Genomic DNA, 14,008 nt, shown 5'->3' with positions numbered 1-14,008 from the left:
ATCCACCACCAGCACGACCAAGCACTTCAGGAGCACCACATGACCGGCAGCACCCGCTGGCTCCACCGACGCGGCGACCTCGCGCGCGACGGCTGGGAGTCGGTCGTCGACGACACCCTTCCCGGCTGGCAGCACACCGGCCTGCGGATCGGCGTGCTCGACGGCTCCACAGCGCTGGAGCTGCCCGCTGGTGCCCTCGAGCGGATGGTGGTTCCGCTCGAGGGCACCCTCACCGTCACGCATGACGGCGGCGAGGATGCGGAGGGCCCGACCGGTGCGCAGAACACCATCGAGCTCGCCCACCGCATCGGCGTCTTCCACGGCCCCGGCGACGTCGTCTACCTCGGCGTCGGCGTGACCGCGTCGATCAGCGGCACCGGCCGCGTCGCCGTCGCCGAGGCGCCCGCGACCGAGCAGATCCCGGTGCAGGTCATCCGCGCCGCCGACGTGCCCGTCGAGCAGCGCGGCGCCGGAGCATCCAGCCGCCAGGTGCACAACTTCGGCGTTCCCGGGGGCCTGCGCGCGCAGAAGCTCATCGTGTGCGAGGTGATCACGCCCAGCGAGAACTGGTCGTCGTTCCCCGCGCACAAGCACGACCAGGCGATCCCCGGGGTGGAGTCGCGACTCGAGGAGATCTACTACTTCGAGTCCGACGTCGCCCGCGGCCTCGCCCGTCCCGAGCAGTCCGATCCCTTCGGTCTGTTCGCGGCCTACAGCTCACCCGCTGGTGAGATCGACATCGCCGGACTCGTGCGCACCGGCGATGTCGCCCTCGTCCCCTACGGCTACCACGGCCCCGCCGCCGCAGCCCCGGGCTACGACCTCTACTACTTCAACGTCATGGCCGGCCCCGACCCGGAGCGCGTCTGGAACATCACCGACGACCCGGCCCACGGATGGATCCGCGGCACCTGGGACGGCCAGGAGCGCGACAACCGCCTGCCCTACACGAGCGCCTCCGTCGGCGACGAGCCCGGCGCGGCCGGCGCCGCCGACAGCACGACCACCACCAGCACCACGGAGAACGGACTCTGATGAGCACGACCCCCGCCCGCGGCGAGACCCGCCGCATGACCGTCAGCCAGGCGCTCCTCGAGTTCCTGGCCAACCAGTGGACCGTCGACGTCGACGCCGACGGCGACGAGATCCGCGAGCGCACGATCCCCGCCGTCTTCGGCATCTTCGGCCACGGCAACGTCGCTGGCATCGGCCAGGCGCTCAAGCAGCTCAACGTCGAGCAGCCCGACCTGCTGCCCTACCTGCAGGCGCGCAACGAGCAGGCGATGGTGCACCAGAGCGTCGGCTACGCCCGCATCCATCGCCGTCGCGGCACCTACGCGAGCGCCGCGAGCGTCGGCCCGGGCGCCGCGAACCTGCTGACCGGCGCGGCCCTCGCCACGACCAACCGGATGCCCGCGCTGCTGCTGCCCAGCGACACCTTCGCGACCCGCGTCGCCGACCCGGTGTTGCAGCAGATCGAGGCGCCGCACGACACGAGCATCACCGTCAACGACGCCTTCCGCCCGCTGTCGCGCTTCTTCGACCGCGTCGACCGCCCCGAGAAGCTGTTCTCGATCGCGCTGCAGGCCATCCGCGTGCTCACCGACCCGGTCGAGACCGGCGCCGTCACGATCGCGCTGCCGGAGGACGTGCAGGCCGAAGAGCTCGACGTGCCCGTCGAGTTCCTGCAGCCGCGCGAGTGGCACATCCGCCGTCCGCTGCCCGAGGCCGGCCCGCTGGCCCGCGCGGTCGCCGCGATCAAGGCCGCGAAGAACCCGATCGTCGTCGCCGGCGGCGGCGTCATCTACTCCGGGGCCGAGCAGGCGCTGCAGGCGCTCGTCGAGGCCACCGGCATCCCCGTCGGCACCTCGCAGGCCGGCGGCGGCGTGCTGAACTGGGATCACCCGCAGTACCTCGGCGGCATCGGCGCGACCGGCACGGCCGCCGCGAACCGCATCGCGGCGACCGCCGACGTCGTCATCGGCATCGGCACCCGCTACAGCGACTTCACGACCGCCAGTCGCACGGTGTTCCAGAACCCCGATGTCGTTTTCGTCAACGTCAACGTCGCGAGCTTCGACGCCTACAAGCACGGCTCGCAGCTGCCGATCATCGCCGACGCGCGCGAGGCGCTCCGCGCGCTCGCCCGCGAGCTCGAGGGGTACACCGTGCCCGCCGAGCTCGCCGAGCGCATCCGGACCGAGAACGCGCAGTGGGATGCGGCCGTCGACGCCGCCTTCCAGCCCAGCGGTCTCGACCTGCCCGGCCAGCCCGAGATCATCGGCGCCGTGCAGAAGGCCTCCGACCCGCAGGACGTCATCGTGCAGGCGGCCGGCTCGCTGCCCGGCGACCTGCACAAGCTGTGGCGCGTGCGCGACCCGCTCGGCTACCACGTCGAGTACGCCTTCTCGTGCATGGGCTACGAGATCGCGGGCGGCCTCGGCGTCAAGCGCGGCGCCCTCGCCGCCGGCGAGGACCGCGATGTCATCGTCATGGTCGGCGACGGCTCGTACCTCATGCTGCACACCGAGCTCGTGACCGCGGTCGCCGAGGGCATCAAGATCATCGTCGTGCTCATCCAGAATCACGGCTACGCCTCGATCGGCCACCTCTCGGAGACGGTCGGATCGGAGCGCTTCGGCACCTGGTACCGCGAGTACGACCCGGCGACCCGCAACTTCCAGGGCGAGCAGATCCTGCCGATCGACCTCGCCATGAACGCGCGCAGCTACGGCGTCGACACGATCGAGATCGAGCCCGGCGCGGATGCGATCGACAAGCTCGGCGAGGCCCTCGCGACCGCGAAGGCGAGCGAGCGCTCGACCTTCATCCACATCAACTCGAACCCGCTCATCTACGCGCCCGACGGCGAGGGCTGGTGGGATGTGCCGGTCGCCGAGGTCTCGACGATCGAGAGCACGCAGGCCGCCCGCGCCGAGTACGTCGAGCAGCAGAAGCTGCAGCGCCCGCTGCTCGGCTGAGCAGCGCCACCGCACCGAGTTCCACAGCACGACCGCCGCCGCCGGGACCACCATCCCGGCGGCGGTTCCACCAGCACCACCCACCACAGCACCACCCACTCGCAGAAGAGAAAGACGCTGACGTCAATGTCCGACACCAAGGCCATCCGCATCGGAACCGCCCCCGACAGCTGGGGCGTCTGGTACCCCGAGCACCCGCGCCAGATCCCGTGGCAGCGCTTCCTCGACGAGGTGCAGAAGGCCGGCTACACCTGGATCGAGCTGGGCCCCTACGGCTACCTGCCGACCGACCCGGCGCAGCTGCGTGACGAGCTGGATGCGCGCGGCCTGAAGGTCTCGGCCGGCACCGTCTTCACCGGCTTCCACAAGGGCGACGAGCAGTGGCAGCGCGCCTGGGATCAGGCCGTGCAGGTCGCCGGCCTGACCGCGGCCGTCGGCGGCGAGCACATCGTCGTCATCCCCGACATGTGGCGCAGCGACCTCGACGGCACCGCCGTCGAGCCGCGCACCCTCACCCCCGAGCAGTGGGACAAGCTCGCCGCCGGCCAGGAGCGCCTCGGCAAGGCCCTGCTCGAGGAGTACGGCGTGAAGCAGCAGTTCCACTCGCACGCCGACAGTCACGTCGGCACCTACACCGAGGTCGTGCGCCTGCTCGATCTGACCGACCCGCAGTACCTCAACCTCTGCCTCGACACGGGCCACTTCGCCTACTACGGCGGCGACAACCTCCGTCTCATCGGCGAGCGCCCCGGCCGCATCGGCTACCTGCACCTGAAGCAGATCGACCCCGACTACCGCTTCGAGGTGCTGAAGAACGACATCCCCTTCGCCGACTCGGCCAGCCGCGTCATGGTCGAGCCTCCGGCGGGCGAGCCGCAGTTCGCGCCGATCATCGAGGCCGTCGCCGCGCTCGACCCCGAGATCTTCGCGATCGTCGAGCAGGACATGCCCGGCGTCGACATCGACCTGCCCCTGGGCATCGCCACCCGCACTCACCAGCACATCTTCAGCTGCACCCGCGCAGCCCGCGCCAACTGACGTCGCGACAGAGAACAGGACAGAAGCCATGACCAGCAAGGATCTCCGCGTCGCCGTCGTCGGCGCCGGCATGATGGGCGCCGACCACATCAAGCGCATCTCGCACCGCATCTCGGGTGCCGAGGTCGTCACCGTCGTCGAGCCCGACGAGGCCCGCGCGAAGGCGGCCGTCGCCGACCTGCCCGAGGCGACCACGCGCACCCGCATCGAAGACGCCCTCGAGAAGGACGACCTGGATGCGGTGCTCATCGCCACGCCCGGCCCGTTCCACGAGCCGGTGCTCTACCCGGCGCTCGAGGCGGGTGTCAGCATCCTCTGCGAGAAGCCGCTGACCCCCGACACCGAGACGAGCCTCAAGGTGCTCGAGGCCGAGCAGAAGCTCGACCGCCCGCACATCCAGGTCGGCTTCATGCGCCGCTTCGACGAGGAGTACCAGGCGCTGCGCCAGCTCATCGCCTCGAAGGAGCTCGGCGAGCTGCTGCTCGTCAAGGCCGCGCACCGCAACCCCTCCACCCCGCCGCAGTACACCGAGTCGATGCTCATCACCGACTCGGTCGTGCACGAGTTCGACGTGCTGCCGTGGGTCACGGGCGAGACGCTGAAGGCCGTCGAGGTGCGCAAGCTCAAGGTGAACCGCAACGCGACCATCCAGGAGCCGCAGCTCGTCTACCTGGAGTTCGAGTCGGGCACCGTCGCCGAGGTCGAGATCAACGTCAACATGAAGTTCGGCTACCAGGTCACGACCGAGGCCGTCTTCGAGAACGGCGTCGCCGAGATCGGCAAGACCGCTGGGCTGAAGCAGTGGCACGAGGGCCGCTGGGGCGGCAAGGAGCACGAGAGCTTCGTGACCCGCTTCGTTCACGCCTACGACGAGCAGGTGCAGCGCTGGGTGGATGCCGCCCGCCGCGGCACGATCGACGGCCCCTCGGCGTGGGAGGGCTACCTCGTGGCCGCCGCCTGCGAGGCCGGCGTGACGGCGCAGCAGACCGGCGAGCGCGTCGCCGTCGAGACGATCGCCAAGCCGGCGTTCTACAACTGATCGACCGCATCCGGAGCCCTTGGAGAACCCCATGGTGAAGATCGCCTACGACCCCACCCCGCTGCACTCCGAGTTCGAGTTCCTCGAGTTCCCCCGCGTGACCGCGGAGCTGGGCTTCGAGTGGATCCAGCTCACGCCGCACCCCGATTTCCTCCCCTTCTTCCACCACCCGCGCGTCGACCGCGAGCTGATCGCCGCGGTGAAGAAGTCGGTGACGGATGCCGGCATCGGCATCTCGTCGCTGCTGCCGGTGCACCGCATCTCGTGGCCCGACGAGCAGCAGCGCCTCGCCGCGGTGCGCAACTTCACGCGCATCATCGAGATCGCCGCCGAGCTCGACGTGCGCGTCATCAACACCGAGTTCTCGGGGCGCCCCGAGCGCGAGGAGGACAGCGAGGCGGGCTTCTACGCGACGATGGAGGTGCTGCTGCCGCTGCTCGAGCGCGAGGGCATCACGCTCAACATCGACCCGCACCCCGACGACTTCGTCGAGAACGGCGTCGAGGCGCTGCGCATCATCCGCGGGCTCGACAGCGATCGGGTCGGGTTCGTCTACGTGGGCTCGCACACCTTCCACTACGGCGACGAGATCACCCGCATCGTCGACACGGCCGGTGCCAAGCTCAACGTCGCCTACGCGGCCGACAGCTTCGACCACCACCGCTCGCACGGTCTGCGCTACATCTCGAACCCGCCCGGCAACGCCGTGCGCATCCACCAGCACCTCAACATCGGCGACGGGGATGTGAACTGGGGCGAGTACTTCGGCGAACTGAACCGGGTCGGCTTCCTCGACCGCGACGACACGATCCTCGTGTCGAACGTGTTCGCCGAGGACGAGGACTGGCGCGGCTCGGCGAAGCACCAGCTCGAGACGATCCACGCGGGGATCGCGGCCGCGAAGCAGGGCTGACTCCCGCGGCGACTGAGCACCCGCGACACGATCGACGCGGCGACTGCGGGAGAATGGATGCGATGCGCCTCTTCCGTCGTCGCCGCGTCGATGTCGGCCGCTACGAGCCGCTCGAGCCCACCGCACCCGCTCCCGTCGAGCGGGTCGTCGACGAGGGCGTGCTCATCGCCGAGACGGCGGTGCGGATGTCGGTGAAGAACGCGGTCATCCTCAGCGCCCTGCGCGACCGGCTCGACCTCGATCGCGACTCGCTCGCCCGGCACGCCGCCGACGAGCTGCGCGCCGCCGCGAGCCGCGAGCTCGAATCGCTCGAGCGCGTACAGCGTCTCGCCGAAGAGCGGAAGGACCAGCCGAAGCCGAAGTACGTCGGCGACGACGCGAACCTGCCCCGCGAGCCGATCGATGCGATCGCCGAGCGCGTGCGACCCGTTCTGGCCGCGCGGCTGCGTGCCCTCGCCGACGACCCGGAGCACCTCGGCGACCTGGTCGAGCGCGCCCGCACCGAGGCGTGGGCCGAGATCGCCCAGTCGTTCGAGCGCCGTGCCGCCGCGCTCGCCCGCGCCGACCAGCAGCAGGGCGACGACTACGAGCTGCGCCGCGCCGACCGGCTCGCCGCGTTCCTCGAGCTCGACCTCGGCCCGGGGCTGGACGCCGCGGGGGAGTGATCCTGGCGTCGACCTACCGGTCGACCAGTGTCACCTCGAACGAGTAGAGGTCGGGCCGGTAGGAGTGGTGACCGAACTCGACGACGCGAGCGTTGTCGTCGTAGGCGGTGCGATCCATCGTCAGCACCGCGGAGTGCTTCTCGAGCTCGAGCAGCTTCGCCTCCTCGCCCGTCGCCGAGCGGGCGCCGATGCGCTGGCGGGCGACGCGGATCGAGACCCCGCGACCGCGCAGCAGCTGGTACAGGCCGTGCTCGGTCAGCTGGTCGGCGGTGATGTCGGTGAAGTCCTCCGGCAGGTAGTTCTCCATCAGCGCGAGCGGCACATCGTCGGCGAGGCGCACCCGACGCAGGTGCAGCACGTTCGCGCCCTCGGCGACGGCCAGACGCTCGGCGATGGCCGCATCCGCCGCGACGACCTCGTGCAGCAGCAGGTCGGTGCGCGGAGTGCGCGACGACGCCGCCAGGTCCTCGAAGAGGCTCGACAGCTCGACCTTGCGGGTCACGCCGCCGTGCACGACCTGCGTGCCGATGCCGCGCCGGCGCACGAGCAGGCCCTTGTCGACGAGCTCCTGGATGGCGCGGCGGATGGTCGGGCGCGACAGTCCGAGGCGCTCGGCGAGCGCGATCTCGTTGTCGATGCGGGATCCGGCCGACACGGTTCCATCGGAGATCGCCCGCTCGATGCGGCTGGCGACCTGGTAGTAGAGCGGGACGGGTCCCGAACGATCCATGTCGAGGAACAGCGACGCCGGGAGAGTCGGCTCTGCATCCATGCAGCGGCCCTCGCCTTCGGGTCGTGGGTTTGTGGGGACATTATCACTTGAGCGCGCTACTTCGGCCCGGCGCGCGGGGCTCCCGACCCGCGGATCCCCGCCGCGGACTTCCCCTTCAGGTCAGTTTGTTAGAACATAAGAACAAGACCTGTTCGAATCGGAGCACCCCATGACTCTCACCGCGTCGCCGACGACGTCCACCGACCACCTGCTTCCCCTCGCGCGCGCCGCGGCGACGACGCCGACCGCGCTGTGGAACGACTCCGCCGACCCGGACGAGCTGCGCCGCTCGATCGAGTTCGGCGCCGTCGGCGCCACGTGCAACCCCGTCATCGCCTACACCGCGATCAACGCGCACCCGGATGTCTGGGGTCCGCGCCTGCAGCAGCTCGCCGACGAGAACCCCACCGCCGGCGAGAGCGAGCTCGGCTGGCTCGCGGTCGAGTGGCTGTCGAAGGACGCCGCGCAGCAGCTGCTCCCCGCCTTCGAGGCGAGCGGCGGCCGCAACGGACGCCTCTCGGTGCAGACCGACCCGCGCTTCCACCGCGACGCGAAGGCCCTCGCCGACCAGGCCGTGCACTTCTCGCAGCTCGCGCCGAACATCATCGTCAAGATCCCGGCGACCGAGATCGGCATCCAGGCCATCGAAGATGCCGCCTACCGCGGCGTCAGCATCAACGCCACCGTCTCGTTCACCGTGCCGCAGGCCGTCGCCGTCGGCGAGGCGCTCGAGCGCGCTCTCGATCGTCGCGCCGCCGAGGGCCTGGAGGAGAAGGAGTTCGGCCACGTCGTCACGATCATGGGCGGCCGCCTCGACGACTGGCTCAAGTACACGGTGCAGCGCGACCGCATCCTCATCGACCCCGGCCACCTCGAGTGGGCCGGCGTCGCGGCGCTGAAGAACGCCTACCGCATCTTCCGCGAGCGCGGCTTCCGCTCGCGCATCCTCTCGGCCGCGTTCCGCAACCACCTGCAGTGGTCGGAGCTCGTCGGCGGCGACCTCGTCGTCTCGCCGCCGTTCGACTGGCAGGCTCGCATCAACGAGAACCCGCTGAGCGCCGAGTCGCGCATCGACGTGCCCGTCGACCCCGCGATCATCGCCGAGCTGCTCGAGCGCGTGCCCGACTTCCGCCGCGCCTACGAGCCCGACGGGATGACGGCGAGCGAGTTCGCGGCGTTCGGCGCCTCGGCCCGCACGCTGCGCCAGTTCCTCGACGCCGACGCGCAGCTCGATGCGCTCGTGCGCGACGTGCTCGTGCCGGCGCCGCGGTGAGCCAGCCCGCTCCGGCATCCGTCGGAATCGACGCCGTGCCCGAGCCCGCCGGCTCGGGCACGGCGCCCGGCGATGAGGAGATCACCTTCCGCACCCGCAAGTGGGTGCGGCCCGAAGACCTCAACGCCAACGGCACCCTCTTCGGCGGCAGCCTGCTGCGCTGGATCGACGAGGAGGCGACGATCTACGCGATCCTGCAGCTGGGCAACCACCAGGTCGTCACGAAGTACATGTCCGAGATCGAGTTCGTCGCCTCGGCCCGCCAGGGCGACATCATCGAGATGGGACTGCGGGCGACCGCCTTCGGCCGCACCTCCCTGACGATGCGCGCCGAGGTGCGCAACATGATCACGCGGTGCAGCATCCTCACCGTCGACCGGATCGTGTTCGTCGGCCTCGGGGCCGACGGCCGCCCGACCCCGCACGGCTACACGACGATCACCTTCGACCGCGACCGCATCCCGGCCGGGGCCGCACAGCCGGACTGACCTCGTGCAGCTCGACTGAGCCGAGCCTTCGGCGGCGCCGGAGTAGTCTCGCTCCGGCGCCGCCGCTCCCCGGTGCCCCGCACGCCGAGGAGGCCCGCATGATCCGTCTCGCCACGATCGGCACCAGCCAGATCACCCGCACTCTCGCCCGCGACGTCGCCGGCGTCGCCGGCATCCGCGTCACGCACGTCGTCTCGCGCGACGTCGCCCGCGCGCAGGACTTCGCCGCCGAGCTGGCCGAGCTCGCCCCCGCCGAGGCGGCGCCGCAGTCGACGGGCGACCTGGATGCGCTGCTGCGCTCGGGCGACATCGACGCGGTCTACATCGCGAGCCCCAACAGCGTGCACGCCGGCCAGGTGCGGGCGGCGATCCGCGCCGGCATCCACGTGCTGGTCGAGAAGCCTGCCGTCACCACGGCCGCCGAGTGGCGTGAGCTCAGCGCCGCGGCCCGCACCGCCGGCGTCGTGCTGATCGAGGGCATCCGCACCGCCTACGACCCCGGCCTGCAGGCCGTGCGCGACCTGCTGCCCCAGCTCGGCGCCGTGCGCCGCGTCTCGTTCGGCTACGAGTCGGTGTCGAGCCGCTACGGCAAGGTGCTGGCCGGCGAGCGGATCAACATGTTCGACCCCGAGCTCGCCGGCGGCGTGCTCTACGACCTCGGCGTCTACGCGGCGCATCCGCTGATCGCCCTGTTCGGTCTGCCGCTCGAGGTGCGCGGCTCGAAGGTGCAGGTCGCCGTGCGCGACGACAGCCCCGGCGTCGACGGCGCCGGCGTCGCGATCGCGAGCTACGACGGCTTCGACGCCGACCTCAGCTACTCGAAGATCAGCACCTCGACGCGTCCCAGCGAGATCCGCGGCGAGCTGGGCACGCTGCAGATCGACCACATCGCCAGTCCGCGCGTGCTGACGCTGCAGCCCGCCGGCGGCGACGAGATCGTGCACGAGCTGCCCATCGACGGGCCGCAGCACGCCCTCACCGGCGAGATCGAGCGCTTCGTCGAGCTCGTGCAGGGCGGCGATGCGTCCGCGGCCGAGCCGGATCAGCTCGCCACCGAGCAGACCCTGCGTCTCATGGATGCGATCCGCGCCTCCTGGGGCGCCGGAGCCGTCGCGCTCTGAGTTCGTCGCCGGACAGCTCGATCAGTCGCGCTGCACCGTCAGGCCCAGCCACCGCGCGAAGCGGTCGAGCTCCGACTCGACCGCGGCGCGCACGGCGGTCGCGAAGGGCTCGTCTTCGTGGATCGCGTGCACCCGCAGCAGACCGGCGTCGCGATCGGCGTGCGCATCCACTTTGCCGACCAGCCGGTCGCCGCGCAGGATCGGCAGAGCGAACGCGCCCCAGCGGCGGGTGCGCTTCGGCTTGTACATCTCGAGCGTGTAGTCGAACTCGAACAGGCGCGCGACGCGCTCGCGGTCGCTGAGCAGCCGGTCGAACGGCGACAGCAGCACGGTGCGCTCGGCAGGGTCGTCACCGGCCGCGCCGAGCCTGTCGTCGCGCAGCCGCTCCAGCAGCTCGGCATCCACGCGCCAGCGCCCCGGCGCGCCCTCGATCGCGGCGAGCTCGCCGACCTCGCGGTGGAAGCCGTGCAGCTCGCTCGGCACGATCGCCACGCTGTCGCGGGCGACGCCGAAGGCGCGCAGCAGCTGGGCGCTGCGGATGCGGCGGGCCTCATCGACGGGCACCTCCGGCGTCGGCGGGAACACGTTCTGCGCGAGATCCCACACGCGCAGCCGCCCGATCCGGCCCACCACCGCGAGCTCGCCGGCGCCGTGCAGGCACTCGAGCATCTTGGTGACGTTGCGGTCGTTGGTCCACCCCGACGACGGCCACGGCACGAGCGACTCGTCCGGCACGTCGCGGGAGGTCAGCGGACCCTGATCGCCGATGCGGTCGAGGATGCTCTGCCGGAACCCGTCGTTCGCCTCCACCCAGCCGCGAGCGCCCGTGCGGTCGAGCCAGTCGCGCATGCCCGCCAGGAACAGCCCGAGGTCGCGCATGGGCCGCAGAACCCAGGTGCGCTCGAAGAGCCGGCCGTTCGCGAGCGCCCGGGCGAGGCCGTCGGCGTGCGCGCCCGGGCCCAGACGCGTGAACGCGACGTGCTCGGCGGCCGGGGCGACGATGCTCGTCAGCTCGACCCGCAGCCCCGCGACCGCGGCGGCGACGTCGGGCAGGTCGGCGACGGCGGCGTCGTCGCCTGGCGTCGCATCGAGCCGAGCCGCGTGGACCGCCAGGCGCCGAGCCTCCTGGCGAGTGAGCTGCAGGACCATGACGCGACGCTACGCCGGGCCGCCGACACCCGCACTCTCAGGGCTTTCGAGGGTGCGCGGGTATCATCGAGCACTTGCCCTGCGCCGCGCGTCGCACTCTGCACGCCGGTTCGCGGATGCCCGATCACCGCATCCGCCGCACGCGCCACCAGCGCACCGCCCAGCCGACCGACTGAGAGGACCATCGCCATGAGCGAGCCCCGCCGCGACCGGAGCACCGGCTCCGCCGCCGACGCGCCCGCGACGGCCATGAACCACGGCCGACTCCGCCGCTCCCGCCTCGGCAGGAGCATCGCCGCCTTCACCGCCATCTCGCTCGCGGTCGTCATGGTCGCCGGCGTCTCGCTCGCCGCGATCGCGTTCTGGCGCATCCAGAGCAACGTCGCCGCCAACGCCGTCGACATCGGCGACAAGGGGGCGAAGCTGCCGCAGATCGGCGACTTCAAGGGCGGCTTCAACATCATGCTCGTCGGCGTCGACAACGATCCCTCGCAGGGCAGCGCCTACGGCAAGCGCGACAGCACGCTCAACGACGTCAACATCCTGCTGCACGTCTCCGCCGACCACACCTCGGCGACGGCCGTGAGCCTGCCGCGCGACCTGATCGTGCCGATCCCGTCGTGCACCTCCGAAGACGGCAAGACGAAGAGCTCGGCCATGTCGGCGCGCCCGATCAACGAGGCCTACTACTACGGCGGACTCAAGTGCGTCACCGACACCGTCTCCGACCTGACGGGCCTCGACATCCCCTTCGCCGCGGTCATCACCTTCCAGGGCGTGATCGACATGTCCGACATCGTCGGCGGCGTCGAGGTCTGCGTCGACGGCCCCGTGCACGACAAGTACACGGGCCTCACCTTCCCGGCGGCGGGCAAGTACACGATCCAGGGCGTGCAGGCGCAGCAGTTCGTGCGCACCCGTCACGGCGTCGGCGACGGCAGCGACCTGGGCCGCATCAGCTCGCAGCAGGTGTTCATGTCGGGTCTGGCCCGCAAGCTCACCAGCGAGGGCACCCTGAGCGATCTCGGCAAGCTGTACCAGATCGCCGAGGGCGCCTCCGAGCACATGAAGCTGTCGACCTCGCTCGCGCAGCTCGACACGATGGTGTCGATCGCGAAGGCGATGCGCAACATCCCGCTCGACCGCATCAACTTCATCCAGTACCCGGGCGACACCGGCGGCACCGGTCTCTACGCGGGCAAGGTGCAGCCGAACAAGTACCAGGCCAAGCTGCTCTTCGATGCGCTGAAGGCCGACCGCCCGGTTCAGCTCGACGCCGACTCGCTCGACACCGGCTTCGACGGCTCGGTCGCCGACCCCGACACCCCGACCACGCCGGGCACCACCCCGCCGGCGTCGACCGATCCCTCGGCTCCCGCCTCGGGCGCTCCGAGCGGCGACGCCTCCGACGGCCCGGCGATCCTCACCGGCATCAAGGGCCAGTCGGCGGCGCAGCAGACCTGCAGTCACGCCAACAACTGACCCTCGTGGCGGCCCGATGAGCGGGCCGGCGATGGCGCCCGGATGCGGGCGTTCATCTCCGGCCGCATCGTGCGGTTATGATGGCCGAGGCGATTCGCCAGGAGACGTCGCATAGTCCGGTCGAGTGCACCACCCTGCTAAGGTGGAGTCCCCGCAAGGGGACCGCGGGTTCAAATCCCGCCGTCTCCGCACAGACCATCGAAACCCCCTGCCGAGCAGGGGGTTTCGTCGTCTCATCAGCAGACCGCGTCTCACGCGACGGGCAGCGACAGCGGCGCTGGCGCGACGACGCCCCGGGGTGCCAGATCGACCCGTCGTGCGCCGCAGCTCGCGCAGCGCACGTAGCTGACGATCCCGTCGCTGGTCGAGTGCGCCGACTCCGTCGACCAGCCGTGCTCGTGCGGACGAACGGGGGCAGGGGATGCTGCGGGCTGCGCGGCGAGGGGGATGGCTGCGGTGTCGGTGGTGCTCATGGCTCCACCGTGCTGTCATGGTCTTGTGCATCTCAACCCTTACGGCGAGTACGCGGTGCTGCTCGCCGCATCCCTCGCCGACGACTGGCCCGACGACGTCGCCGGCATCGAGCGCCGCACGCGCGACTTCGGCATGACCATGGAGTTCGGCGTGGCCGCGGCCGAGCACCCGCGCACTCGACGCGTGATCGACGACTGGCTGCGGGTGGTGGATGCGCCGAGCGAGTCCGAGCGCGCCGCCGAGCTGAACGCGCAGATGGCGGCGCTCGCTGCGTATCCCCGTCTCACCGATCACGATGGCGAGGGCTGGCACCTGCACTACCGCGACCTCGACCAGTCGCTCTCGCACGTGCTCGGCGCCGTCATCGCGGTCGGCACGGCGCTGCACCTCACGACGCGCGGCATGCAGCGCCTCGGGCGCTGCGCCGCCGGCGACGACCCGGGCGACGACTGCCGCAACGTGGTCGTCGACGTCACCCGCAACGGCCGCCAGCGCTACTGCTCGGTGCGCTGCGCGAACCGCGCGGCGGTGCGACGGCACCGGGCTCGCGCGGGTCGCGCCGGCGCCCTCGGGTGATGCCCGCTCCTGTTCGAATCGGGGCGTTTCGACGCCC

Annotated in this window: 14 protein-coding genes and 1 tRNA gene; 12 read left to right on the top strand and 3 right to left on the bottom strand. The window is 71.1% G+C overall.

What is annotated here, in order from left to right; genetic code table 11:
- Positions 1-39 precede the first annotated feature (39 nt).
- The 6 genes from iolB (at position 40) to BJ979_RS01885 (ending at position 6,636) form a co-directional block, all read left to right on the top strand.
- Positions 40-1,035 (top strand): 5-deoxy-glucuronate isomerase, encoded by a 996-nt coding sequence (iolB, locus tag BJ979_RS01910; RefSeq protein ID WP_179564658.1) that lies wholly within the window; start codon positions 40-42, stop codon positions 1,033-1,035.
- Positions 1,035-2,981: a 3D-(3,5/4)-trihydroxycyclohexane-1,2-dione acylhydrolase (decyclizing) gene (gene iolD / locus BJ979_RS01905; RefSeq protein ID WP_246286661.1), complete on the top strand. Its 1,947-nt coding sequence runs from the start codon at positions 1,035-1,037 to the stop codon at positions 2,979-2,981. Before iolB ends, iolD begins: the two co-directional genes overlap by 1 nt.
- A gap of 126 nt (positions 2,982-3,107) precedes the next feature.
- Positions 3,108-4,019, top strand: a complete 912-nt coding sequence (locus BJ979_RS01900; RefSeq protein WP_179564656.1) for a sugar phosphate isomerase/epimerase family protein — start codon at positions 3,108-3,110, stop codon at positions 4,017-4,019.
- A 28-nt stretch (positions 4,020-4,047) separates the two neighbouring features.
- Complete coding sequence (locus tag BJ979_RS01895) at positions 4,048-5,058, top strand: Gfo/Idh/MocA family protein (RefSeq protein WP_179564654.1); 1,011 nt, start codon at positions 4,048-4,050, stop codon at positions 5,056-5,058.
- 31 nt (positions 5,059-5,089) lie between these two features.
- A complete protein-coding gene (locus tag BJ979_RS01890; protein WP_179564652.1) occupies positions 5,090-5,971 on the top strand; it encodes a sugar phosphate isomerase/epimerase family protein in 882 nt (293 codons plus the stop codon).
- A gap of 62 nt (positions 5,972-6,033) precedes the next feature.
- Positions 6,034-6,636, top strand: coding sequence for a hypothetical protein (locus BJ979_RS01885; protein ID WP_179564650.1), 603 nt, complete (start codon positions 6,034-6,036; stop codon positions 6,634-6,636).
- Between the two features lie 13 nt (positions 6,637-6,649).
- Here BJ979_RS01885 and BJ979_RS01880 read toward each other — a convergent pair whose 3' ends face one another.
- Positions 6,650-7,408, bottom strand: coding sequence for a GntR family transcriptional regulator (locus tag BJ979_RS01880; RefSeq protein ID WP_179564648.1), 759 nt, complete (start codon positions 7,406-7,408; stop codon positions 6,650-6,652).
- 169 nt (positions 7,409-7,577) lie between these two features.
- On the opposite strand from BJ979_RS01880, the gene BJ979_RS01875 reads away from it, so the two are divergent.
- The 3 genes from BJ979_RS01875 (at position 7,578) to BJ979_RS01865 (ending at position 10,290) form a co-directional block, all read left to right on the top strand.
- Entirely contained in the window at positions 7,578-8,681 is a 1,104-nt protein-coding gene (locus tag BJ979_RS01875; RefSeq protein WP_179564646.1) for a transaldolase family protein, read from the top strand.
- 35 nt (positions 8,682-8,716) lie between these two features.
- The gene (locus BJ979_RS01870) at positions 8,717-9,169 is read left to right on the top strand and encodes an acyl-CoA thioesterase (RefSeq protein WP_179569909.1); all 453 of its coding nucleotides are present in this window, start codon (positions 8,717-8,719) and stop codon (positions 9,167-9,169) included.
- Positions 9,170-9,267: 98 nt separating this feature from the next.
- Positions 9,268-10,290, top strand: coding sequence for a Gfo/Idh/MocA family protein (locus tag BJ979_RS01865; protein ID WP_179564644.1), 1,023 nt, complete (start codon positions 9,268-9,270; stop codon positions 10,288-10,290).
- 21 nt (positions 10,291-10,311) lie between these two features.
- Here BJ979_RS01865 and BJ979_RS01860 read toward each other — a convergent pair whose 3' ends face one another.
- Positions 10,312-11,439, bottom strand: coding sequence for a DNA glycosylase AlkZ-like family protein (locus BJ979_RS01860; RefSeq protein WP_179564642.1), 1,128 nt, complete (start codon positions 11,437-11,439; stop codon positions 10,312-10,314).
- A 189-nt stretch (positions 11,440-11,628) separates the two neighbouring features.
- On the opposite strand from BJ979_RS01860, the gene BJ979_RS01855 reads away from it, so the two are divergent.
- Positions 11,629-12,921 (top strand): LCP family protein, encoded by a 1,293-nt coding sequence (locus BJ979_RS01855; protein WP_246286660.1) that lies wholly within the window; start codon positions 11,629-11,631, stop codon positions 12,919-12,921.
- 100 nt (positions 12,922-13,021) lie between these two features.
- A tRNA-Ser gene (locus BJ979_RS01850) sits at positions 13,022-13,110 on the top strand.
- Positions 13,111-13,172: 62 nt separating this feature from the next.
- Here the strand turns inward: BJ979_RS01850 and BJ979_RS01845 are convergent.
- Positions 13,173-13,394, bottom strand: a complete 222-nt coding sequence (locus tag BJ979_RS01845) for a hypothetical protein (protein ID WP_218853412.1) — start codon at positions 13,392-13,394, stop codon at positions 13,173-13,175.
- A gap of 25 nt (positions 13,395-13,419) precedes the next feature.
- Here BJ979_RS01845 and BJ979_RS01840 point away from each other — a divergent pair, with 25 nt between their 5' ends.
- Positions 13,420-13,971: a CGNR zinc finger domain-containing protein gene (locus BJ979_RS01840; RefSeq protein WP_179564640.1), complete on the top strand. Its 552-nt coding sequence runs from the start codon at positions 13,420-13,422 to the stop codon at positions 13,969-13,971.
- Positions 13,972-14,008 lie beyond the last annotated feature (37 nt).

This window comes from Schumannella luteola, from assembly GCF_013408685.1.
Lineage (GTDB): Bacteria > Actinomycetota > Actinomycetes > Actinomycetales > Microbacteriaceae > Schumannella > Schumannella luteola.
The sequence above is the reverse complement of the archived record's forward strand: the minus strand, read 5'-3'. Positions and strand labels throughout refer to the sequence as shown.

Coding starts and splice junctions, on each gene's coding strand:
- BJ979_RS01900 (WP_179564656.1), top strand. CDS start 3,108: ATGTCCGACACCAAGGCCATCCGCATCGGAACCGCCCCCGACAGCTGG.
- iolB (WP_179564658.1), top strand. CDS start 40: ATGACCGGCAGCACCCGCTGGCTCCACCGACGCGGCGACCTCGCGCGC.
- BJ979_RS01890 (WP_179564652.1), top strand. CDS start 5,090: ATGGTGAAGATCGCCTACGACCCCACCCCGCTGCACTCCGAGTTCGAG.
- iolD (WP_246286661.1), top strand. CDS start 1,035: ATGAGCACGACCCCCGCCCGCGGCGAGACCCGCCGCATGACCGTCAGC.
- BJ979_RS01845 (WP_218853412.1), bottom strand. CDS start 13,394: ATGAGCACCACCGACACCGCAGCCATCCCCCTCGCCGCGCAGCCCGCA.
- BJ979_RS01875 (WP_179564646.1), top strand. CDS start 7,578: ATGACTCTCACCGCGTCGCCGACGACGTCCACCGACCACCTGCTTCCC.
- BJ979_RS01855 (WP_246286660.1), top strand. CDS start 11,629: ATGAGCGAGCCCCGCCGCGACCGGAGCACCGGCTCCGCCGCCGACGCG.
- BJ979_RS01865 (WP_179564644.1), top strand. CDS start 9,268: ATGATCCGTCTCGCCACGATCGGCACCAGCCAGATCACCCGCACTCTC.
- BJ979_RS01880 (WP_179564648.1), bottom strand. CDS start 7,408: ATGGATGCAGAGCCGACTCTCCCGGCGTCGCTGTTCCTCGACATGGAT.
- BJ979_RS01860 (WP_179564642.1), bottom strand. CDS start 11,439: ATGGTCCTGCAGCTCACTCGCCAGGAGGCTCGGCGCCTGGCGGTCCAC.
- BJ979_RS01885 (WP_179564650.1), top strand. CDS start 6,034: ATGCGCCTCTTCCGTCGTCGCCGCGTCGATGTCGGCCGCTACGAGCCG.
- BJ979_RS01895 (WP_179564654.1), top strand. CDS start 4,048: ATGACCAGCAAGGATCTCCGCGTCGCCGTCGTCGGCGCCGGCATGATG.